General features: G+C 40.8%; 22 protein-coding genes and 1 tRNA gene. 16 read left to right on the forward strand and 7 right to left on the reverse strand.

All coding sequences use genetic code 11. The annotated features are described in order from the left end of the window. Positions 1–50: 50 nt before the first annotated feature. Positions 51–467 carry an arsenate reductase ArsC gene (locus GWK08_RS02335; RefSeq protein ID WP_163605297.1) on the forward strand — a complete coding sequence of 139 codons (417 nt, stop codon included), beginning with the start codon at positions 51–53 and terminating at the stop codon, positions 465–467. Between the two features lie 136 nt (positions 468–603). Here the strand turns inward: GWK08_RS02335 and GWK08_RS02340 are convergent, their stop codons facing one another. Further along, positions 604–1614 (reverse strand): 3-oxoacyl-ACP synthase III family protein, encoded by a 1011-nt coding sequence (locus tag GWK08_RS02340; protein WP_163605298.1) that lies wholly within the window; start codon positions 1612–1614, stop codon positions 604–606. A gap of 497 nt (positions 1615–2111) precedes the next feature. Between GWK08_RS02340 and htpG the strand changes: the two genes are divergently transcribed. From htpG to GWK08_RS02360, 4 genes are all read left to right on the forward strand, one after another. Continuing rightward, on the forward strand, positions 2112–3992 hold the full coding sequence (gene htpG / locus GWK08_RS02345) for a molecular chaperone HtpG (protein WP_163605299.1): 1881 nt from the start codon (positions 2112–2114) through the stop codon (positions 3990–3992). A gap of 140 nt (positions 3993–4132) precedes the next feature. Beyond that, a complete protein-coding gene (locus GWK08_RS02350; protein WP_163605300.1) occupies positions 4133–5908 on the forward strand; it encodes a DUF885 domain-containing protein in 1776 nt (591 codons plus the stop codon). A gap of 8 nt (positions 5909–5916) precedes the next feature. Then, positions 5917–6270 carry a DoxX family protein gene (locus GWK08_RS02355; RefSeq protein ID WP_163605301.1) on the forward strand — a complete coding sequence of 118 codons (354 nt, stop codon included), beginning with the start codon at positions 5917–5919 and terminating at the stop codon, positions 6268–6270. A 10-nt stretch (positions 6271–6280) separates the two neighbouring features. Then, positions 6281–6883 (forward strand): alpha-ketoglutarate-dependent dioxygenase AlkB family protein, encoded by a 603-nt coding sequence (locus GWK08_RS02360; protein ID WP_163605302.1) that lies wholly within the window; start codon positions 6281–6283, stop codon positions 6881–6883. Here GWK08_RS02360 and GWK08_RS02365 read toward each other — a convergent pair. Continuing rightward, a complete protein-coding gene (locus GWK08_RS02365) occupies positions 6880–7650 on the reverse strand; it encodes a S1/P1 nuclease (RefSeq protein WP_163605303.1) in 771 nt (256 codons plus the stop codon). The genes GWK08_RS02360 and GWK08_RS02365 overlap by 4 nt on opposite strands. A 125-nt stretch (positions 7651–7775) precedes the next feature. Here GWK08_RS02365 and GWK08_RS02370 point away from each other — a divergent pair, with 125 nt between their 5' ends. From GWK08_RS02370 to GWK08_RS02420, 11 genes are all read left to right on the forward strand, one after another. Continuing rightward, positions 7776–8636, forward strand: coding sequence for an SPFH domain-containing protein (locus GWK08_RS02370; protein ID WP_163605304.1), 861 nt, complete (start codon positions 7776–7778; stop codon positions 8634–8636). A gap of 67 nt (positions 8637–8703) precedes the next feature. Next, complete coding sequence (locus GWK08_RS02375; RefSeq protein WP_163605305.1) at positions 8704–8865, forward strand: DUF4177 domain-containing protein; 162 nt, start codon at positions 8704–8706, stop codon at positions 8863–8865. Then, entirely contained in the window at positions 8862–9368 is a 507-nt protein-coding gene (locus tag GWK08_RS02380) for a YdbT family protein (RefSeq protein WP_163605306.1), read from the forward strand. The genes GWK08_RS02375 and GWK08_RS02380 overlap by 4 nt, the downstream gene beginning before the upstream one ends. Then, positions 9355–10290 (forward strand): alpha/beta hydrolase family protein, encoded by a 936-nt coding sequence (locus GWK08_RS02385; RefSeq protein WP_163605307.1) that lies wholly within the window; start codon positions 9355–9357, stop codon positions 10288–10290. The genes GWK08_RS02380 and GWK08_RS02385 overlap by 14 nt, the downstream gene beginning before the upstream one ends. A gap of 1 nt (position 10291) precedes the next feature. Next, positions 10292–11623 (forward strand): serine hydrolase domain-containing protein, encoded by a 1332-nt coding sequence (locus GWK08_RS02390; RefSeq protein ID WP_163605308.1) that lies wholly within the window; start codon positions 10292–10294, stop codon positions 11621–11623. Between the two features lie 2 nt (positions 11624–11625). Next, positions 11626–11799 (forward strand): Arc family DNA-binding protein, encoded by a 174-nt coding sequence (locus tag GWK08_RS02395; protein ID WP_163605309.1) that lies wholly within the window; start codon positions 11626–11628, stop codon positions 11797–11799. 62 nt (positions 11800–11861) lie between these two features. Continuing rightward, positions 11862–14051 carry a DUF5916 domain-containing protein gene (locus GWK08_RS02400; protein WP_163605310.1) on the forward strand — a complete coding sequence of 730 codons (2190 nt, stop codon included), beginning with the start codon at positions 11862–11864 and terminating at the stop codon, positions 14049–14051. Positions 14052–14060: 9 nt separating this feature from the next. Further along, positions 14061–14864, forward strand: a complete 804-nt coding sequence (locus GWK08_RS02405; protein ID WP_163605311.1) for a Cof-type HAD-IIB family hydrolase — start codon at positions 14061–14063, stop codon at positions 14862–14864. Between the two features lie 43 nt (positions 14865–14907). Next, on the forward strand, positions 14908–16776 hold the full coding sequence (locus GWK08_RS02410; protein ID WP_163605312.1) for a M61 family metallopeptidase: 1869 nt from the start codon (positions 14908–14910) through the stop codon (positions 16774–16776). An 87-nt stretch (positions 16777–16863) separates the two neighbouring features. Then, positions 16864–18123, forward strand: a complete 1260-nt coding sequence (locus tag GWK08_RS02415; RefSeq protein WP_163605313.1) for a DUF819 family protein — start codon at positions 16864–16866, stop codon at positions 18121–18123. Between the two features lie 48 nt (positions 18124–18171). Then, on the forward strand, positions 18172–18888 hold the full coding sequence (locus GWK08_RS02420) for a DUF4369 domain-containing protein (protein ID WP_163605314.1): 717 nt from the start codon (positions 18172–18174) through the stop codon (positions 18886–18888). Between the two features lie 533 nt (positions 18889–19421). Here GWK08_RS02420 and GWK08_RS02425 read toward each other — a convergent pair. The 5 genes from GWK08_RS02425 to GWK08_RS02445 form a co-directional block, all read right to left on the reverse strand. Further along, positions 19422–19495 (reverse strand) — tRNA-Thr (locus GWK08_RS02425). A gap of 58 nt (positions 19496–19553) precedes the next feature. Further along, positions 19554–19823, reverse strand: a complete 270-nt coding sequence (locus GWK08_RS02430; RefSeq protein ID WP_163605315.1) for a hypothetical protein — start codon at positions 19821–19823, stop codon at positions 19554–19556. A 43-nt stretch (positions 19824–19866) separates the two neighbouring features. Then, positions 19867–20835, reverse strand: coding sequence for a type I phosphomannose isomerase catalytic subunit (locus tag GWK08_RS02435; RefSeq protein ID WP_163605316.1), 969 nt, complete (start codon positions 20833–20835; stop codon positions 19867–19869). After that, positions 20832–21290 (reverse strand): peroxiredoxin, encoded by a 459-nt coding sequence (locus GWK08_RS02440; protein ID WP_163605317.1) that lies wholly within the window; start codon positions 21288–21290, stop codon positions 20832–20834. Before GWK08_RS02440 ends, GWK08_RS02435 begins: the two co-directional genes overlap by 4 nt. Beyond that, positions 21290–21700: a 6-pyruvoyl trahydropterin synthase family protein gene (locus GWK08_RS02445; RefSeq protein ID WP_163605318.1), complete on the reverse strand. Its 411-nt coding sequence runs from the start codon at positions 21698–21700 to the stop codon at positions 21290–21292. The genes GWK08_RS02440 and GWK08_RS02445 overlap by 1 nt, the downstream gene beginning before the upstream one ends. Positions 21701–21810: the final 110 nt, after the last annotated feature.

Genomic DNA, 21810 nt, shown 5'->3' on the forward strand with positions numbered 1-21810 from the left:
ACAAATCAGAACTAATTCGTGAAATAAATCGACGCGAAAATTATAAACCAATGAAGAAAAATGTACTAGTGCTTTGCACCGGAAACTCCTGCAGAAGCCAGATGGCCCACGGCTACCTCCGCCAATTTAGCGGCGAAAAGGCCAATGTTTACAGCGCCGGAGTGGAAATTCACGGCCTCAACCCCTTTGCGGTGGGCATTATGTCGGAAGACGGGATCGATATTTCGACTCACACCTCTAATCACGTAGATGAATACGATGCCGTAGATTTCGATTACGTCATTACCGTGTGCGATCACGCCAACGAAAGCTGTCCCATTTTCGCCTCCACGGCCAAAAAATTGCATCACAATTTTACAGACCCGTCAAAGGCTTCAGGCACGGCAAAAGAGATTATCGAGGCTTTCCGCGCAACCCGGAATGATATAAAAGCTTATTGCAGGAATTTTGTAGCAGAGCACCTGTAAACACCGTATAACACAAGAAACCCTGACATTTATCGTCAGGGTTTTTATTTTTTAGAAGCTTATCCCGCTATCCACTTTTAGTTTTGCAACCTGCCAGGTCACAAAAGCTAACCGTTCCTATCGGGGCTAGGGCTTTTTACCATTTAATAATGGCGCTTGCCCAGGTAAATCCGCTACCGAACGCAGCTAACACTACCGTATCTCCTTCTTTTATCTTTCCTTCTTCCCAGGCTTCGGTAAGTGCAATCGGAATAGAAGCAGCGGTCGTATTTCCGTACTTCATAATATTGTTGTACACCTGGTCGTCAGACAATTTGAATTTCTTCTGAATAAACTGCGAGATCCTGAGGTTCGCCTGATGCGGGATCAGCATATCAATATCTGTAGGTTGCAGCTTATTGGTCTGCAGCCCTTCCATGATCACTTCACTAAAACGCACCACGGCATTCTTAAATACAAACTGCCCGTTCATATACGGATAGTAAGAAGCATCATCAGGATTATTGTCATCCATAATATCCGTCACCCATCGTTTTCCCATTCCGGGTGCAATAAGTGATAATTCTTCGGCATGTTCTCCTTCGGAATGCAGGTGGGTAGACAGGATCCCTTTAGAAGTATCCTCTTCCCTGCTCAGTACTGCAGCTCCGGCACCATCGCCGAAGATCACAGATACTCCCCTCCCCCTGGTGGTCATGTCCAGGCCTTTGGAGTGAAGTTCCGAACCGATGACCAGAACATTTTTATACATTCCGGTTTTTATAAACTGATCGGCCACAGAAACGGCATAGACAAAACCCGAACACTGATTTCGCACATCAAGTGCTCCTACCGTTTTGAGTCCGAGTTCTCTTTGTACAAGGACTCCCGGCCCCGGAAAATAATAATCGGGACTTAAAGTGGCAAAAATTATAAAGTCGATCTCGTCTTTAGATACTCCCGATCTTTCTATGGCAATTTCGGCGGCTTTCACCCCCATTGAGGTAGTGGTATTTCCATCTCCGTTCGCCACATGACGTCTTTCTTTAATTCCTGTCCTCTCCTGGATCCACTCATCATTCGTGTCCATTAGTTTGGAAAGGTCGTCATTGGTAACAACATTTTCAGGCAAATAATAACCCAATCCTGCGATCTTGGAATTATACATAGTTAGTTTGGTTTTTTCAGATTTAACAATTTAGCTAAAATAAAGCTACAAATAATTTAATTGTCAGCCTGGCAATTTAACTATTATTGGTAAATCTTTAAAATTTAAATGAGGTAGTCAGGCAGCTACAGATATAAACAAAAAAAGAAAGCGCCCTCATAAGAATAGAGTGCGCTTTCTAAACAACCTAACCAATAAATAAACAAACCAATTATAGGTATTTTCAATATTTTCTAGACTTTCATAGCAATATTCCCAATCTAGTTTTTCTTTTTCAGTGTAAAGTTAATAATGTTTAACCTTTTTTAAAAAACATTAAACATATATTTATGTTAAACTTTTTTTAAACTTCCGCTTTATAGCACTTACGAAGTTTTACCAAAGTTGGTTTTACTTTTTAAAAAATATTCAAAATGTCACTTTGTCATAGCACCTTTAAATGGTACTTTTTTTGAACTTATACTGTATTAATCGTAATAACTTAAAAAACCTTACACATGGCAACCGGAAATATTAATGTATCTGTTGAAAATATTTTTCCGCTCATCAAAAAGTTTTTGTACAGCGACCATGAAATTTTCTTGAGAGAACTCGTGTCTAACGCTACTGACGCGACTTTGAAGCTGAAACACCTCACCGGAATCGGGGAAGCAAAAATAGAATTTGGCGATCCGATTATTGAAATAAAAATCGATAAAGAAGCAAAAAAACTTCATATAATCGATCAGGGATTGGGGATGACTGCCGAAGAAGTTAAGAAATATATTAACGAAGTGGCGTTCTCCGGCGCAGAAGAATTTCTTGAAAAATATAAAGATTCTGCCAAAGATGCGGGTATCATAGGTCACTTTGGCCTGGGATTCTATTCGGCCTTCATGGTAGCTTCTAAAGTAGAGATCATTACCAAAAGCTATAAAGACGAGCCCGCCGCGCACTGGACCTGTGACGGAAGCCCGAAATTCACCCTCGAAGAAAATGATAAAACAGAAAGAGGAACAGAGATCATTCTTCATATAGCAGAAGATTCAGAAGAATTCCTTGAAGAGAACAGAATAAGTGAACTTCTTACCAAATACAATAAGTTCATGCCTGTTCCTATTAAGTTCGGTACACGTACGGAAACGCAGAAAACAGGAGAAGGTGAAGATGAAAAAGAAGAATCTTTCGAAGTAGATAATATTATCAATAACCCGAATCCTGCATGGACCAAGCAACCTTCAGATCTTAAGGAAGAGGATTATAAGAATTTCTACAGAGAGTTATACCCGACCCAGTTTGAAGAACCTATCTTTAATATCCACCTGAACGTCGATTATCCTTTTAATCTTACGGGTATCCTTTATTTTCCAAAGCTGACCAATGAAATGAATTTCCAGAAGGACAGGGTTCAGCTATATCAGAATCAGGTGTTCGTTACCGATAATGTAGAAGGTATCGTTCCCGAATTCCTTACTATGTTACGCGGAGTTATAGATTCTCCCGATATCCCTTTAAATGTTTCCAGATCCTATTTACAGGCTGACGGAAATGTAAAGAAGATATCCAGCTATATCACCAGAAAGGTAGCCGATAAATTAAATTCTCTGTTCAAGGAGAACAGAGAAGATTTTGAAAGCAAATGGAACGATATTAAGATCGTTATAGAATACGGAATGCTTTCTGAGGAAAAATTCTTCGAAAAAGCAGAAAAGTTTGCGCTCTATCCAACGGTAGACGGTACTTACTATACCTTCGAAGAGCTTCAGGAAAAACTAAAAGACACACAAACAGATAAAGAAGATAAGCTGGTACTGCTTTACGCAAGCGATAAGGATGCACAGCACAGCTACATTCAGGACGCCAAAGCCAAAGGCTATGAAGTACTATTGCTGGACTCTCCGATCGTTTCCCACCTGATACAGAAACTGGAAGGTAGCAAGGAGAAAATATCTTTTGCACGTGTAGATGCAGATCATATAGACAATCTGATAAAAAAAGATGAGGAGCAGATCTCCAAACTTTCTGATGAGGAAAAAACAAGTTTGAAGGAAACACTGGAAAATGTAATTCCTTCTTCTACTTATACCCTCCAACTGGAGGCTATGGATAGCAATGCCGCTCCTTTTATTATTACACAACCCGAATTCATGAGACGTATGAAGGAAATGAGTGCCAGCGGAGGCGGCGGTATGTTCGGGATGAGTAATATGCCAGAGATGTACAATCTTATTGTCAACACTAATCACGATCTGGTTTCTCAGATCCTGAATACCAAGACCAAGCCTAAGCAGGAGCGACTCATTAAGCAATCGCTGGACCTGGCTCGTCTTTCTCAAAACCTTTTAAAAGGAGAAGAACTGACTCAATTTATCAAGCGCAGTTTTGATATGATCAAATAAGTCGGTTAAACATAAACAGAAAAATACCCTTCTTTTTACGGAAGGGTATTTTTTTGGTATTTATTTCCCCGGGAACGGCTTTATATAATTTTGTACATTTGATTGCCAACCTAAAACCATCAACTTTAAATTTTTTAAAAATGAAAAAACTGCTTGTTCCCTTTATTTCCCTTTCCCTGATCTTTGTAACCTGTAAAAACGACTCCACATCGTCGGCAACACAGCTACCTCCAATAGATCAGGTATTCGAATCCTATTATCAGGGATCCCTAAAGTTAAATCCCCTACAGGCAACCTCAGCGGGAGATAATCGCTATAACGATCAGTTACCTATAGATATTTCGGAAGCTTATATTAAAGAATCTTCTCAATTCTTAAAAATATACAGGGATTCCCTGGATCTGTACAGTGATGAAGATCTTACCGAAGAGCAAAAACTCAGTAAGGCCATCCTTATCTGGGAAATAGAACAGGAACTTAAAGGAGATGAGTTCAAAACGCATTTGATGCCGATCAATCAGATGTTTTCTCTTCCCCTGGCTATCGGTCAGCTGGGTAGCGGAAGCGGGGCACAACCCTTTGAAACAGTTGAGGATTATAACAACTGGTTAAAACGCCTGGAGAAATTTACTATCTGGTGCGATACAGCTCTGGTTAATATGAAAAAAGGAGTGGCAGAAGGATATGTACTTCCCAAAGTATTGATCGGAAAAGTAATTCCTCAGCTGGAAAGCCTTGCCAATAAGGATACGGAAAGAAATATTTTCTTCCTTCCCATTCATCAGATCCCGGACTCAATAACCGTAGAAGAAGGCCAGGAACTCAGAGAAAAATACACACAGATCATTTCGGAAAAGATAGTTCCATCACTTGAAAGTATTGTAAACTTCCTCAAAACGGATTATATGGAAGCCGGAAGAACTACATCCGGTGTTTCTGCTATCCCTCAGGGAGAAGAAATGTACAATTACCTTATAAAGTATTTCACAACTACCGATATGACGGCTGATGAGATACATCAACTGGGATTAAGCGAGGTAAAGCGTATCTCCTCCGAGATGGAAAAGATCAAGGAGGAAGTTGGTTTTGAAGGCGATCTGAAGTCGTTCTTCGATCATGTGAGGAACAAAGCCGAGCTCATGCCATTCAATGATCCGCAGCAGGTGATAGAAAATTTTAATTCCATTCATGAAAAAATGAAAGCTAACCTCGAAAAGCTATTCGATCTTACTCCTAAAACAGCATTTGAGGTAAGGAGAACAGAGGCTTTCAGGGAAGCTTCGGCCAGTGCCCAATACAACCCGGGATCACTGGACGGTACACGTGCAGGGATCTTCTATGTTCCCATTCCGAATGTGGAAAAATACAATGTGTTTTCAGATGAAGACCTCTTCCTTCACGAGGCCATTCCGGGGCATCATTACCAGATCTCCCTGCAACAGGAAAATGAAAATCTCCCCTCCTTCAGAAAAACCCTTTGGTATAGTGCCTATGGAGAAGGATGGGCTTTATATACGGAATCTCTTGGTAAGGAACTGGGGCTCTACAACGATCCGTATCAGTATTTCGGGATGTTGAGTGCAGAAATGCACAGAGCCATCCGCCTGGTAGTAGACACCGGTCTGCATGCCAAAGGCTGGACCAGAGAACAGGCCATTCAGTATTCCCTGGATAACGAAGCAGAAGGTGAAGCCAGCATTATTTCCGAAATAGAACGTTATATGGCCATTCCGGGACAGGCATTGTCCTATAAGATCGGGCAGTTAAAAATACGGGAACTGAGAAGCAGGGCGGAAGAAAGCCTTGGTGATAAATTTGATATCAGGGAGTTCCATAACAAGGTGCTGGAATCGGGATCGCTACCGTTAAATCTGCTGGAAGAGAAAATAGATTCCTGGATCACATCTAAAAAATAGAGAGGATCGTGAATTTTCCCTGGCATCAATACCTGATGGCTTCCATATATGTATTTGTGGGCATTTTTCACTGGTTAAAACCAAAAGCCTTTATGCGAATTATGCCCAGGTACCTGCCGGCTCACAGAACGCTGGTGTATCTTAGTGGTATTGCCGAAATAACACTCGGAATTGCGGTTTGTTTTCCATCGACCTCCACTTATGCGGCCTGGGGGATTATGCTCATGCTTCTGGTTTTCTTTCCCGTTCATATTTATATGATCGGGAATGAGAAAGCAAGCCTGGGATTACCGAAATGGGTCCTTTACGGCCGGCTTTTGCTCCAGTTCGGATTGATCTGGTGGGCTTTTATTTATACTTAAACAGAAAAGGATGCAGCTTTTTAATACGGAAGAACCCACAGCACTGATCCTTCCGGGAGGAAGGATAGATTACTATTCCAATTTTTTTAATCCGGAAGAATCATTGCGTCTTTTCGATACGCTTTTAGATCAGACTGAATGGAGGCAGGATGACATAAAGTTATTTGGAAAGACCTATCCGCAACCGCGGTTAACAGCACTTTACGGTAACAATGCCAAAACCTATACTTATTCGGGTATAACCATGCACCCTCTGCCCTTTACGGAAGAGTTACTTAAGATTAAGAAAAAGGTAGAAGCCGTAAGTAAAAAAGATTTTACTACCTGTTTGTTAAACCTGTACAGGGACGGACAGGACAGTAATGGCTGGCATGCAGATAATGAGCCGGAACTCGGTAAAAATCCGGTAATAGCCTCCGTGAGTTTCGGGGCACAACGCTGGTTTCATTTAAAACACCGGACCGATAAGGCCCTAAAGACTAAATTATTGCTGGAAAACGGGAGTTTACTCTTAATGAAAGGAGAAACACAACATCACTGGTTACATCAGGTTCCCAAGACTAAAAAACAGATAGGAGCCCGTATTAATCTTACCTTCAGAACAATTGTTTAGAAAAGTTCATTAAGGACCCTGGCAAGTCGCAAACCACCTTTCTGAAGTTGCTCCCTTACCGTATCAAAATGATCATACATATAATTGTAACCGAGTTTTTCACCCACTTTAGCAGTTCCGTATACTTTTTTGGCAAGAGCCTGGGATTCGTATACCCAATCCAGGACGGTACCCTGCTGTATCTTCTTTCTTTCCTTTTTATTTATGGAAGGCAGGTTAGCCGATAACTCCGTATAGCTCATTCCGTAATTATCTATCATATTGCTGTCCCATACCCTATGAAGGTTGGTTCCGCGGCCAAACCACTGTACCTGGATATCGTTTCCTCCCTTATCTTCACCCCTTCCGGCATGTAAAGGCTGATGAAGGTCACCAATAAAGTGGATCAGTAGTTTTAAGTAAAAGGCCTTATCTTCTTTAGTAGATGTTTTGCTCTTAATAACCTCCAGGCATTTCTCAATACCCATAACCAGGTCTCCGAATTCACTAACAGGTTCTTCCCCGTATTTCTTATCGAAAGAGAAATTTACATAATGCCAGGGGCTAAATCCTTTAAATCGCTTGTCGCTCTTTATTTCATCTGCATAGGTTGATGCCAGGGCAAGGCTTTGTCCTCCGAGAAGTTCTTTTATTTCTCTCTTTGCCCTGGAGCTCAGATGCTGTTCGGCAACCTCCCCCACTACCCTATGTCCTGTTTTACCCCAGAAAATCGAATTTGAAAATGAAAACTGTCCAACAAGGACCAATAGGAATAGCAATCTCTTCATTGTATAATATTTTTTGCAAAAATAACCATCCAGATTTAAGTTAGTGTTAATATTATTTGGAAAATGTTAAAATTTTTTTATATCTTTATGATATCATTTTAATATCAATCTAAAATATATTCACCATGTCAAACGAAAAAATAGTTACTCCCCCAAGTGGTTATGTGTTCTTAGCCTTTTTCCTTATCCTCCTGTTCGGGAGTATAGCAGGCACAATTGCCCTGGAAAACGGTTTATTCATTATCGTTATAGTTATATGCCTTTTTTGTATGCTTGGGTTTGTTCTGGTAAATCCAAATGGTTCCAGGGTATTGCTATTATTCGGTAAATATGTGGGCACCGTTAAAACCAATGGCTTTTATTGGGTAAATCCGTTATATACTAAAAAGAAGATCTCTCTCCGCGCAAGCAATTTCGACAGCGAGCGTGTTAAGGTAAATGACAAAATAGGAAACCCTATTATGATCAGTACCATTCTTGTCTGGAAGGTTACCGATACGCATAAGGCAGCATTCGACGTGGACAATTACGAAAACTTTGTTCGTGTACAAACCGACGCTGCGGTAAGGAAGCTGGCAAGTATGTATCCTTACGACAATTTTGCCGATGAGGGTCATGACGAGGATATTACCCTTCGTTCCAGTGTTAATGAAGTGAGCGAAGCCCTGGAAAAGGAAGTTCAGGAGAGGCTTGCAATGGCAGGAATAGAAGTTCTTGAAGCCCGTATCGGATATCTGGCTTATGCCCAGGAAATTGCAAATGCCATGCTGAAGCGCCAGCAGGCTACTGCTATTATTGCTGCTCGTCACAAAATAGTACAGGGAGCTGTAAGTATGGTAGAAATGGCGCTTGAAGAATTGAGTAAAAAGGAAATTGTAGATCTTGATGAAGAACGTAAAGCTTCTATGGTAAGTAACCTTATGGTCATTCTTTGTAGTGATAAAGACGCTACTCCGGTGGTTAATGCAGGAACCTTGAATCATTAATGAGCAATGAACAATTATCAATAAACAATGATCAATTGCTGACAACTAACAACTAACAACTAACAAAATGAAAGAATATAAAATCATAAAACAAAAGGCAGGTCTTTTTATGAAGGACTCCGATTTTGAAGACCTTTTAAATAATGAAGCCAGGAATGGCTGGAAATTAATTAATGTAGTGCTCCACGGAGGTGCTTTAAAGGCCTTTATGGAGAAAAGCAGAATATGAAATACTTTTCTGAAATACAGCGTTTTCCGAGGTGGATCTTTTTTCTTATAGCATCCTCCCTGTCGACCGTGCTGATTATTTTAGGAAGTGTTTATGCAAGATCGACATCACCGCCGGAGAAAAAGGAGATCCTTATTGCTTTTGTGGTCATTATTCTTTTCGAGAGCCTTGCTATCCTCTTTATCACCAGAATCAAACAGGAGGTTAGAATAGACAGAACGGGTATTCATTACAGATATCCTCCATTTAAAAATAAAGAAGTACAAATACCTATCTCCAAAATTAAAAATTATGATTGCATTACTTATTCTCGTCCTCAGTACGGCTATAAAGCTGGCCGCTGGGCGTTTTTTGTAAAGACTCCCTCCATCACCACTATAGGAATAAGTAAAGTTATAAAGCTTACCTTTATAGATGGATCCACTTTTTTAATAGGTACTAAAAAACCTAGTGAATTTATACAAACCCTGGATAGCTTAAAAAACAGAAATGAAGAAACTTAATCTGACAATTACACTCCTCCTTAGCTTGTTTGTTTTACAGGCACAGGAAACAATCTCTGAAGAGATCCTGTTAATGAATGGAAAAATAGAACTTCCCGGTACGCTAAGTTATCAGGAAGCGGCAGAACCTATACCCCTGATAGTATTTATTCAGGGTTCGGGTAATACAGACAGGAACGGGAACCAGCCGGGTACGGTAATTCAGGCCAACTACATCAAACAACTGGCCGATACCCTGAATGCAAACGGAATTGCCTTTTATCGTTTCGATAAAAGAAGTTCCAATCCCAAGAACAGGGAACATATCCTGAAGAAAATTGCCTTTGACGACCTGGTACAGGATGCGAAGATCTGTATAGGTCATTTTAAGGGAGACAAACGGTTTAGTAAAATAGTGGTTATGGGGCATAGTCAGGGATCTCTGACCGGGATGCTGGCCCTGGACGACAGTGTACATTCCTATGTATCCCTTTCAGGATTGAGTGAGACCATGGAAAAAGCTGTTATCAGGCAAATTTCCGCTCAGAGTGATGAGCTCGCAAAGACTGCGGAAGCTCATTTTAAGGAGCTCAGGGAAACCGATACCATTAAAGAGGTAAATCAGTTCCTTATAGGCATTTTCAATCCGAGAAATCACGATTTTATAAAATCCTATAATGCCCTTAATCCGGTAGAGGAAATAAAAAAGGTAAAGGTTCCTACCCTTATCATTAACGGAGAAAGTGATCTTCAGGTACGTCCGGAAGATGCCAAAGCACTTCATACGGCAAGAGGAGAAGCTGAACTGGTGATCATTCCCAAGATGAATCACCTTCTTAAAGAAGTGAACACCAGAGAGGAAAACCAGGCCTCCTACATTTCAGATAAATATCCTTTGTCTGATGAGCTTATTAAAACTTTAATTGCATTTATAAAGAACTAAAATGAAAAGATTTGTAACCCTCTTATTTCTGTTGCTGACATTTCCGGTTTTTTCTCAAATTTCCGAAGATGTAAAGAGCGAAATAAGAAAAAGAGTAGATACCGGAATAAACCCCTCCATTGTATTGGGAGTATGGACTCCTCAGTCTGAGGACTATTATGTTTACGGTTATGCCGATAAGGAAAAAAACGTAAAGGCCGGAGAAGAAACCCTTTATGAGATCGGGTCGATTACCAAAACATTTACAGCGCTGCTTTTGGCAAGATATGTTGATGAGGGGTCGATAAAACTATCGGATGCGGTTGACAGTTTTTTACCGGATGGTATTCGTTTAAGGGATGATGAAGGCAATGTCATCACCCTGGAACAGCTATCTACACACACCAGCGGGTTACCGAGGCTACCTAACAATATGAAATCGCTATACACAGCCAATCCTTATCAAGATTATGGAAGGAAGGAGCTTTTCGAATTCCTTAAAAGCTACAAAGCCGGGAACATAGGAAAGGATTTTGCTTATTCCAATCTGGCAGTAGGTCTACTCGGAGAAGCACTGGCACTTCACAAGAAGGGCGATTATAAAGAACTTATACAAAAAGATATCCTGGATGTTCTGGGGTTAAAAAACACCTATTTCGAGATACCGGAAGAGGCACAGAGTAAATTTGCAACTGGCTACGCCGGAGAAAAGCCCACTTCTGCCTGGGATTTCCAGGCTATAGCTGCGGCGGGCGCACTAAGAGCAGACATCAGGGATCTTGTTAAATACGGAAGATCCTATCTCGACAAGGGCAATTCCCTGAAAAGTGCGATGGAGCTGACCTCTAAACCTTATTTTACGGATAAAAACGGATTAGGTCACGGCCTGGGGTGGTTTATCAACCCCGGAGAAATACTCGTTCACAACGGAGGTACCGGCGGATTCAGGACTTTCATCTCTATAGATAAGACAAATCAGAAGATTGTGGCAATTATGACCAATTCGGGTTCCAATCCGACCGAGGATATAGCGATACATTTAATGAATCCGGAAAAAAATAAATTAATTGCTACAAAGGACGAACAGGATTTAAGTGAAGAAGATCTGAATACCTATACGGGTTCTTTTGAAAACAGCCAGTACGGCTTAAACTATTTGCTTTCCCTAAAGGAAGGAAAATTATTTGCTAAATTGGGAGCACAGGATGCCTTTCAGCTTTTTTATGAAGGCGATGATACTTTCTTCTATAAAGTAGTAAAAGCGAAAGTAAGTTTTCAGAGAAACGACAATAAAGAAATTACAGGATTAACCCTTTTGCAAAACGGGCAGGAAATTCCGTTTACCAAAAAATAATTATGTCAAAAAAGAAAGCATTTGCATTGCGGATAAATGAAGATATGCTGAAGGCTATTGAGAAATGGGCTGCCGATGAGTTCAGGAGTACCAACGGGCAGATCGAATGGATGCTTATGCAAAGTTTAAAACAGGCAAAAAGAGAGCCCAAAAAAAGAGAAAATCCCGAAAGTTAAATTTTGGGATTTTCTTAACGTTTTAAGGTGTAAATTTGGGCTTCAACTAACTAATCAATCCAGTGCGCCTTCTTTTTTTCTTTTTTTTGATCCTCCCCTATCTTTCTCACAGTCAGGAAAAACAATTCAAAGTAAAATATATTAACGAACCCATAACCATAGATGCCGTTCTGGATGAAGGGGTATGGGAAACCGCAGAAAGTGCCGCAGATTTCTGGCAATACTTCCCTTCCGATTCCTTACCCGCCGCACAACAGACGGAAATAAAAATGCTCTATGACGATAAAACACTTTATATAGGTATTAAGGTGTATGCAGAGGGAAATGATTACATTATTTCTTCCCTGCGAAGGGATTTCCGTGCCGGAGGGAACGATAACATCAGTTTGTTGTTCGATACTTTTAACGACGGGACCAATGCTTTTCTTTTTGGAATAAACCCATATGGAGTGCGAAGAGAAGCCCTAATATCCGGAGGAGGTTCCGAATTAAGGGGATTTAATACTACCTGGGATGTAAAATGGAAAGGCGAAGCCAAAATATACGATCATTATTATATAGCCGAAATGGCCATCCCCCTCACTTCTTTTAAATTCCGGGAAGGTGAGACCAAATGGCGGTTTAACAGCTATCGCTTCGATACACAGACCAACGAACAAAGTACCTGGCAACATATTCCGAGAAACCAGTTTATTTTTAACCTGGCCTTTATGGGCGATATGGTCTTCGAAAAACCCCTGGGAAGGTCCAGGACTCCTCTGGCCATTATTCCTTATGTAAATGCACTGGCCGCAAAAGATTTTGAAGAAGACAATGATTTTACCGATTTTAAAGTAGGTGGAGATGCCAAAGTAGCCATCGGTAACGGAATGAACCTGGATATTACCGTAAACCCTGACTTCTCCAATGTAGAAGTGGATAATCTGGTAACCAACCTTACCCGTTTTGAAATATCGCTGCCTGAACGCAGGCAGTTCTTTATAGATAACAGCGATCTTTTTGCCAATTTCGGTAACGGAAGAGATGCAAATCCCTTCTTTTCCCGGCGGATAGGAATTGCACAGGATATTGACGGTAATTCCATTGAAAACAGGATATTGGGAGGAGTACGCCTGAGCGGAAAGCTCAATAAAGACTGGAGGCTGGGTTTTCTGAATCTGCAGACCGAAAAAGATGAAGCCAATGAGATTGCCAGTAATAATAATACGGTACTTGCATTGCAGCGAAAAGTATTTGCCCGTTCCAATATCGGTTTGATATTCGTTAACCGTCAGGCATTCGGAGATGAAGATTTTCTGGAAGAAGGAGATCGTTACAACCGGGTACTTGGAATAGATTACAACCTCGCTTCTAAAGACAATACCTGGGTAGGGAAGTTCTACACGCATAAATCCTTTGCATCCAATGGCGGAAATGCCGATTTCTCGGCAGGTCTCAACCTGAATTACAATTCGAGGCATTACAGGATCGGTGTGGATGGAACCTACGTGGGTGCTGACTTCCGTTCGGATCTCGGTTTTATAAGACGCTCGGATATTTTGCGGATACAACCCAGTGTTGAACGTATTTTCTGGGCAAAGAACGGAAAGCTGAACAACCATCGTTTTGAGCTTAGTCCTGCATTTTTATGGAGGCCCGGCCTGGATTTTCAGAATACAGATTACAATCTTCAGGCGTCCTGGAATGCAGAGTTCCGGAATACAGCCAGGATCTCGGCAGGTGTTAACAGCAGGTTTACATTCTTAACAGACGATTTTGACCCTACGGGTACGGACGGAGCTATTCCCCTTCCCGGAGATCAGGGTTATTATTACACCAGTTATCGCCTCGAATATCAATCAGACCGGAGAAAGGCTTTCTCTTTCAGCATTGAGCCTTCGGGCGGAGCCTTCTTTAACGGAGATATTTATTCCATCCGCGGGCAAATGAGCCTCAGGGTACAACCTTATTTTTCGGCTTCCTTAAGAGTAAATTACGATCGCATAGAATTGCCCGATCCTTTTCCGAGTGCAGATATTCTCCTGGTAAGCCCCAGGTTCGATATTACATTCAGCAAATCCATCTTCTGGTCCACCCTGGTACAATACAGTAATCAGAGTGATAATCTGGGCATTAATACCAGGCTTCAGTGGCGTTTTGCTCCTCTCTCCGATTTATTTATCGTTTATAATGATAATTATTTCACACTTAATACCTTTGCGCCAAGAAACAGGTCTATCAATCTGAAACTGACCTATTGGTTAAATATTTAATCGCAAAAAATGAGCTATAAAATTCTATTTTCCGATCTGGACGGTACCCTGCTGTCCCTGAAGAACGATGTATCCGATTTTACTGCAGGGGAGTTGAAAAGGATCAAAGATCAGGTCCCGATCGTTCTGGTATCTGCCAGAATGCCAAAATCTATGGTTTACCTGCAGGAGCGCCTGGGTATAGAACAGGAGCCCATGATCTGTTATAACGGAGCCCTTATCCTCAAGGAAAACAGAGTTATTAGTTCTATTACCATAGAAATGCCGGTTATTGAGGCCGTTTTCCAGTGTTCCCGGGAGAATAAAGTAGGACTGGGACTTTATTTTGAAGATGAGTGGTATGTTGAGGAAATGACGGAAAGAGTCAGGAAGGAGATCTTTAACACCCGTGCAGAGCCCGATTTTATGGCGATGGAAGAGGTCATAAAAGAATGGAAAACAAAAGGTAAAAGCGCCCATAAGATCATGTGTATGGGCACCGAAGAAAATATAGATCGCATCTTTCCCGTTTTAACAAAAGAATTTGGTCATACCCTGCATATTTACAGATCGAACGCTACGCTGATAGAGATTGCAGATAAAAGAGTATCCAAACTGTCGGGTATCAAAACCGTTCTGGAGGAATTCTATCCCTTCTCCCTAGAAAATGCAGTGGCTTTTGGCGATAACTACAATGATATGGAAATGATAGAAGCCGTAGGTTGTGGTGTGGCAGTAGATAATGCCAGGGAAGAATTAAAGGAAATAGCAGATGTGGTAACCGATCATTTTAAAGAAGATGGGGTAGCCAAATATGTTAAACAACTGTTTTAATTGTTCTAAAAAGAGTTTCTTTGTAATTATTAAAATCCATAAAATGAAGAAAGTAGTTTACATTTTTGCCGTATCTATTTTGTTATACGGCTGTCCTCCCAAACTAAATGATCAGGCAGAGTATGTTCCGGTAACCGCAACCATAGATCTGGTTAATGTTACCGATGATAAAGTGGCTGTAGAGATCGATCCCGGAAGGTTCTCAGAGGAAAGCACTACATTCTATATCCCCAAAACGGTACCCGGAACCTATAGTACGGACAATTACGGTCAGTATATAGAAAACTTCAAAGCTCTGGATTACGACGGAAATGCATTGCAGGTAACCAAGCTGGATGAGAACTCCTGGCAAATAGATAATGCAAGGCAACTGGATAAAATTACCTACAAGGTAAATGATACTTACGATACCGAAACAGAAAAGAAAGAGCCCGTATTTTCCCCTGCAGGGATGAATATTGATGCTGGAAAGAATTTCGTTTTAAACCTTCATGGTTTTGTGGGGTATTTTGAAAAGTTGAACACACACAGCTATAAGCTGATCATCAACTCCCCCAAGGACTTGAAAGGAAGTACGACATTAACGCGTTCTCAAAGCCTGGTAAATGAGACTTTTGATACCGATATCTATGTTGCCAACAGGTATTTTGAGATCATCGATAATCCCATTCTTTATGCATCTCCGGATATTGCTAGTTTTAAGATAAATGATATCGAGGTGACCCTGAGTGTATATTCTCCTAACAAGGTGTATACGGCAGAGAGTATTAAAGGAGACATGGAAAAAATGATGCGGGCGCAAAAAGCCTATCTGGGCGATATTAACAGTACTAAAAAATACAATATCCTTCTTTATCTGTCTACCCTGGAGCAGACAGATGCACAGGGTTTCGGAGCCCTTGAGCACCATACCTCAACAACTGTTGTCCTTCCCGAAGCCATGCCGAGGGCAAACCTTGTACAGGCCATGGTTGATGTGGTATCTCACGAGTTTTTTCATATCGTAACCCCACTCACGGTGCACTCGGAAGAAATTCACAACTTTAATTATAATAACCCGAAAATGTCGGAGCACTTATGGATGTATGAAGGTGTTACCGAGTATTTCGCCAATATTTTCCAGATCAAACAGGAACTGATAGACGATAACGATTTCTATCAGCGTATCATGTCTAAGATCAACGGAGCCAAGGCTTATGACGATCATATGTCCTTTACAGAAATGAGTAAAAACATCCTGAAAGACCCGTATAAAGATAACTATGCCAATGTATACGAGAAAGGAGCCCTGATAGGAATGTGTATTGACCTTATTATGCTGGAGCAGAGCAATGGCGAGAGAGGAATACTCGATCTTATGAAGGATCTGTCTCAGAAATACGGAAAAGACAAACCTTTTGAAGATGAGAAGATCATAGATCAAATTGTTTCCCTTACCTACCCTGAGGTGGGTGAATTTTTTGAAAAACACGTTATCGGTAATACTCCGATCCCTTATGATGATTTTCTAAATAAAGTAGGCCTGGCCTTCGAAACCAAGGAAGTTGAATCTGGATATTTCCTGAACGGACAGGATCCTTTTATCAATGTTAACCAGGGGAACGGCGATATCTTTTTCAGAGCTGAAGTCCCGTTGAACAGTTTCCTGGTAAAACTGGGAGTAAAAGGAAATGATATTATCAGGTCTATTAACGGAATGAACTACAAGCTCGATAATATCAGGGATATGGTAGGAACTTCTTTTGCATGGAATCCGGGAGATGAGATTAATATGGTATTGATAAGAGACGGAGAAGAGATCACCCTTAAGGGTAATATTACCAAACCTATGGTATCAGTTTCTTCTATTGTTCCGGTGGAAGGTGCTTCTGCAGCCAGTTTAAAACTGAGAAATGCCTGGATGAAGCGTTAAATAGTATAATTTTAAGATATTAAAAGCGGCCGGTGCCGCTTTTTTTATTTCTCAATTTTGTATTTTGCCCAAAATACACGATTTATTATGGATCCTTTTTTTAAGAATGACACTATTACTTTCGGACTTCTTATGCTGGCACTCGGGCTGGTTTTTTACACTTCATCAAGGAAAAGCGGTTTCTGGTATAGCTTTTACAAAGTTATACCCGCACTGCTGATGTGCTATATGATCCCGGCCGTATTCAATTCGCTGGGCCTTATTTCCGATAAACTTTCACAGACCTATTATGTTGCCAGTCGTTTTTTATTACCGGCTGCTTTGGTACTTATGACCTTAAGTATAGATCTGAAAGCTATTTTTAATTTGGGGCCAAAAGCCCTTATTATGTTCTTTACCGGAACGATAGGGATCATTCTGGGAGGGCCGCTTGCCATCTTACTGATCTCCCTGGTTTCTCCCGAAACCCTTGGTGGTGTTGGTTTTGATGCTATCTGGAGAGGATTATCCACCCTCGCGGGAAGCTGGATAGGCGGAGGTGCCAATCAGGCTGCCATGCTGGAGATCTTTGAGTATAATCCGGAAAAATACGGAGGAATGGTCCTGGTAGACATTGTGGTGGCCAATCTGTGGATGGCTATTATCCTACTGGGAATTGGAAAGAATAAAAGGATCAATAACTGGTTAAAAGCCGATGATACTGCCATAGAGGAATTAAAAGTAAAAGTGACGGAATTCAGTGAAAAAATTACCAGGAATCCTTCACTCAGCGATCTAATGATCATTCTTTCCATAGCATTTACTGCTGTGGGGCTTGCACATTGGGGAGCGAATAATATTTCGGGCTTCCTCACCTCTACCTTTGAAGTGGTGAACGATAAAAAAAGTGCTTTGTCCTCCTTTGGATCTCAGTTTTTCTGGATGATCACTATTGCCACTGCCATAGGTATCCTGTTGTCTTATACCAAAGCAAGAAATTATGAAGGTGCGGGTGCCAGTAAAATTGGTAGTGTCTTTATCTATATTCTGGTAGCGACCATAGGAATGAAAATGGATCTTGGAAAAATACTTGAAAACCCGGGTCTAATTGCCATAGGACTTGTCTGGATGAGTTTCCATGCTATCTTGCTGATCGTGGTAGCCAAACTCATAAAAGCCCCGTATTTCTTCCTGGCCGTTGGAAGTCAGGCCAATGTGGGAGGAGCAGCATCTGCACCGGTAGTGGCAGCGGCATTTCACCCTTCCCTGGCAACCGTAGGGGTTTTACTTGCAGTGATGGGATACGTAGTGGGAACCTACGGAGCACTGCTCTGTGCCTACCTTATGGAATTTGCTTCAAAAGTTTAGTTTTTTAAATAGAAATAAAGATATTTGCGGACCAATTCAATTATACGTATGAGACAATATTTAGTTCCGATCTTAATGATACTTGCTGTAGTTTCCTGTAGCAAGAAGGAAAATTTGATGAATGTAAGCGGTTCGATAGAAGGTTTGAAAAAGGGAACGATCTATCTTCAGAGAATAGTAGATACTTCCCTGGTAACGATCGATTCTACAGTGGTTGACGGGGATAGTAATTTTGCATTTTCCACGGAACTTGAAAGTCCGGAAGTTTTCTACCTCTACCTGGACAAAAATGACGGGACCGTTTTTAATGACAGGATCATTTTTTTCGGAGAAGTTGGAGATATTGTTATTACCACCAGCAGGGAAAGATTTGAGAACGATGTGGAAGTAACCGGATCGGAGACTCATGTAAAACTGAAGGAATACAAGGATATGATCTCCAGATTCAACAAAAGGAACCTGGAATATCTGCAAGCCGGATTTGAAGCGCAAAAGGACTCTAATCTCCTTAAGATCGATTCAATTCAGAGATTGATAGATAAGAATGTACTAAGTGGTTATCTGTACACTCTTAATTTTGCACTTACCAATAAAGATTCCTATGTAGCTCCTTATGTGGCTCTGGCGGAAGCTTTTGACGCCCGTATAAAATACCTCGATACAATTTACAATTCCCTTAGCCCGGAAATTGCCGATTCCAAGTACGGAAAGGCCCTGGCCGATCATATAAAAAAGATAAAAGAGGAAGAAAAAGAGGCTAAGTAAACAACAAAAGACTTTAAGATATATGACTCCGGTGAAACTCTCATCGGAGTTTTTTATTTAGTACCGAGTACAGAGTATTGAGTATTGAGTACAGAGTATTGAGTACTTAGATATTTACGAAATACGATTTCGGATTTACGATTAGGAATATTGAATGTGTTGTTGGTTCATTTGAAGTGTCCCCTTAAGGGGACTTTCGGGGTGTAAACGATTATGTTAGTACTTAGTACAAAGTATTAAGTAGTGAGAGAGGTGTCACTTCGAGCGCAGTCGAGAAGCATGATTAGGAAATTTTGAATGTTAAATGTTGAGTGTTGAAGTGTTTCTATTAACTAACAACCAGCAACCAACAACTAATTCCTAACAACTAACAACCAGAACCAAAAAAGCCCCCCATTTCTGAGAGGCTTTGAAGAGCCGATGGAGGGACTCCCCTCGACGTTCGCTCGGGACAGGCTTCTCGTCCCTATATTTTTATTCTATATACACTTTATTCTAACAAAAAAGCCCCTCATTTCTGAGAGGCTTTGAAGAGCCGATGGAGGGACTCGAACCCACGACCTGCTGATTACAAATCAGCTGCTCTAGCCAGCTGAGCTACATCGGCAAAGCGGCTGCAAATATATAATTGAATTTATATTTTGCAAACCTTTTTTAATAAAAAATTATTTCAGTTTATTTACTTTTTCAATAAGCGCTTTGCTTTTCTCTTCTAACTCAGCATTTACAGCTTTCAGGTGCGCTTTTCTGTTCTCTACGGTCCTGTCATTTACCTTTACGATCAACTCGTCAAATACCGCAATTGTCTCATCAATAATAGCATTTCCTTTATCTGAGTTGTTCTTGTCGTTAATCATTTCCCAGATATATACCGCATCGATAATATCTCCCAGTACATTATTGATATCTTTCTTTAGATTTCTAATACTTGCCATAATTTCAATTTATTTAGCTGCAAAAATACACTTATTTGCAGAATTAGATATGTACTTCTAAAAGTTTCGCTGAAACAGCTTCAATATTTACTTCTTTACTGTCGGCTGCAAGCAACAGGGTCTCTCCTTTTTTCAATTTCTCTTCTCCGTTCTCATTTGCGATCTTTGCCTCCCCCTCAACACACATATAAATGGTGAACGAATCCCGGTCCGAAATATTCCGGGTCAGATTCCCATCGATATTCAGGTAATTAGTGGTAAAATAAGGGCATTCAACCATAGAATTGACCTTATTCTTTTCTCCGGTATAATTTACTTTAAAATCATCCTTTTTATCGTAATCGATCGCATCCAGGGCAAGTTCGGTATGTAATTCCCGTGTATTTCCGTCTTTGTCCTTCCGGTTCCAGTCGTATACCCTGTAGGTGATATCGGAAGTCTGCTGTATCTCGGCCAGCATAATACCGGCACCAATTGCATGCACTTTTCCGGTATTTATAAAAAAGGTATCTCCTTCCCTCACCTTTTCGTAATTAAGGATCTCTTCCAGCTTATTGTTCTCCAGGTGATCTACATATTCGCTCTTCTCCACATCCTTATTAAAACCTACGATAAGCTCAGCACCTTCATCGGCCTGCATGATGTACCACATCTCCGTCTTCCCGAAAGAATCATGCCTCTTCTTTGCCAGTTCATCGTTAGGATGAAGCTGGATAGACAGGTCTTTTTGGGCATCGATAAATTTAATAAGGACGGGAAAATCCTCTCCGAAGTGTTCATATACCTTTTTACCCAGGAGTTTCTCTTTATAGATGCGTATTAAATCGGTCAGTCTCTTTCCTTTGAGAGCTCCGTTAGCCACTTCGGAAACATCTCCTTTAACCGCCGAAAGTTCCCAGCTCTCCCCTATCAGATCGCCTTCGGCATCTTTGTTCAATACATCTTTCAATTTCGATCCTCCCCATAATCGCTCTTTGTAGATCGGTTTGAATTTTAAAGGATATAAACTCATTGTTCAAGTTGTTTTAAGGCATGTAATGCTTTCTCAATATGCCGAACGGCATTCATGCTGTTAAATAACATAATCAGTTTAGCTTCCTTATCAAATACAAAAGTCTCCCTTCCCGGTAATAATCCCAACAGATCATTGGAAACCCCAAAGAGTTTCCTCACCTTGTTAGAGCGATCGGAAAGCAAAACAAAAGGCAATTGATAATTCTCAGAAAATTTGCGATGCCTCTTTTCGGAATCAGAGCTTATTCCGATGACCTCAGCGCCCAGTTCGGTGAACTCTTCATAACGGTCTCTGAAAGAACAAGCTTCTTTGGTACATCCCGGAGTAAAATCTCTCGGATAGAAATAAACTACAAAGGGGCGCTTTCCTTTGAGGTCTCTAATATTAAAATCCTTTCCGTCCTTATCTTTCAGAGTAAAATCGGGAACTGAATCTCCAATAGACAAACGCATTATTCTCCTTTAAAGCTTACAAAATTACGAGGGGTCTCATATAATACAACTTCCAGCTCCAGCTCCTTTTTAATATGAGGGCGAAGCTTGTTCCAGATAACAACTGCAATATTCTCTGCGGTCGGGTTCAGTTCACTGAATTCCGGAACTTCAACGTTTAAATTCTTATGATCAAAAGCTTGTTCTACTTCTTCATAAATGAGGTCTTTCAACACCTTCATATCCATTACAAAGCCGGTCTTAGGATCTATTTCTCCCTTAACCCCAACAACAAGCTCATAGTTGTGTCCGTGATAACTGGGGTTACTGCATTTTCCAAAAACCTTCAGATTTTCCTCATCGCTAAAGTCCTTTCGGTATAACCTGTGAGCTGCATTAAAATGTGCCTTTCTGTGTACGGTGACTTTCATCTACTAATCTAAATCTTTTATACTAACTAAAAATGAGTAAAATTTATTCTCATTTCATTATTTTTATGTCGTCCAGAAAATAATTTCCTGAATGAAGCTATTTAAAAAAA

It is taken from the genome of Leptobacterium flavescens (assembly GCF_010671605.1).
Taxonomy (GTDB): Bacteria; Bacteroidota; Bacteroidia; order Flavobacteriales; family Flavobacteriaceae; genus Leptobacterium; species Leptobacterium flavescens.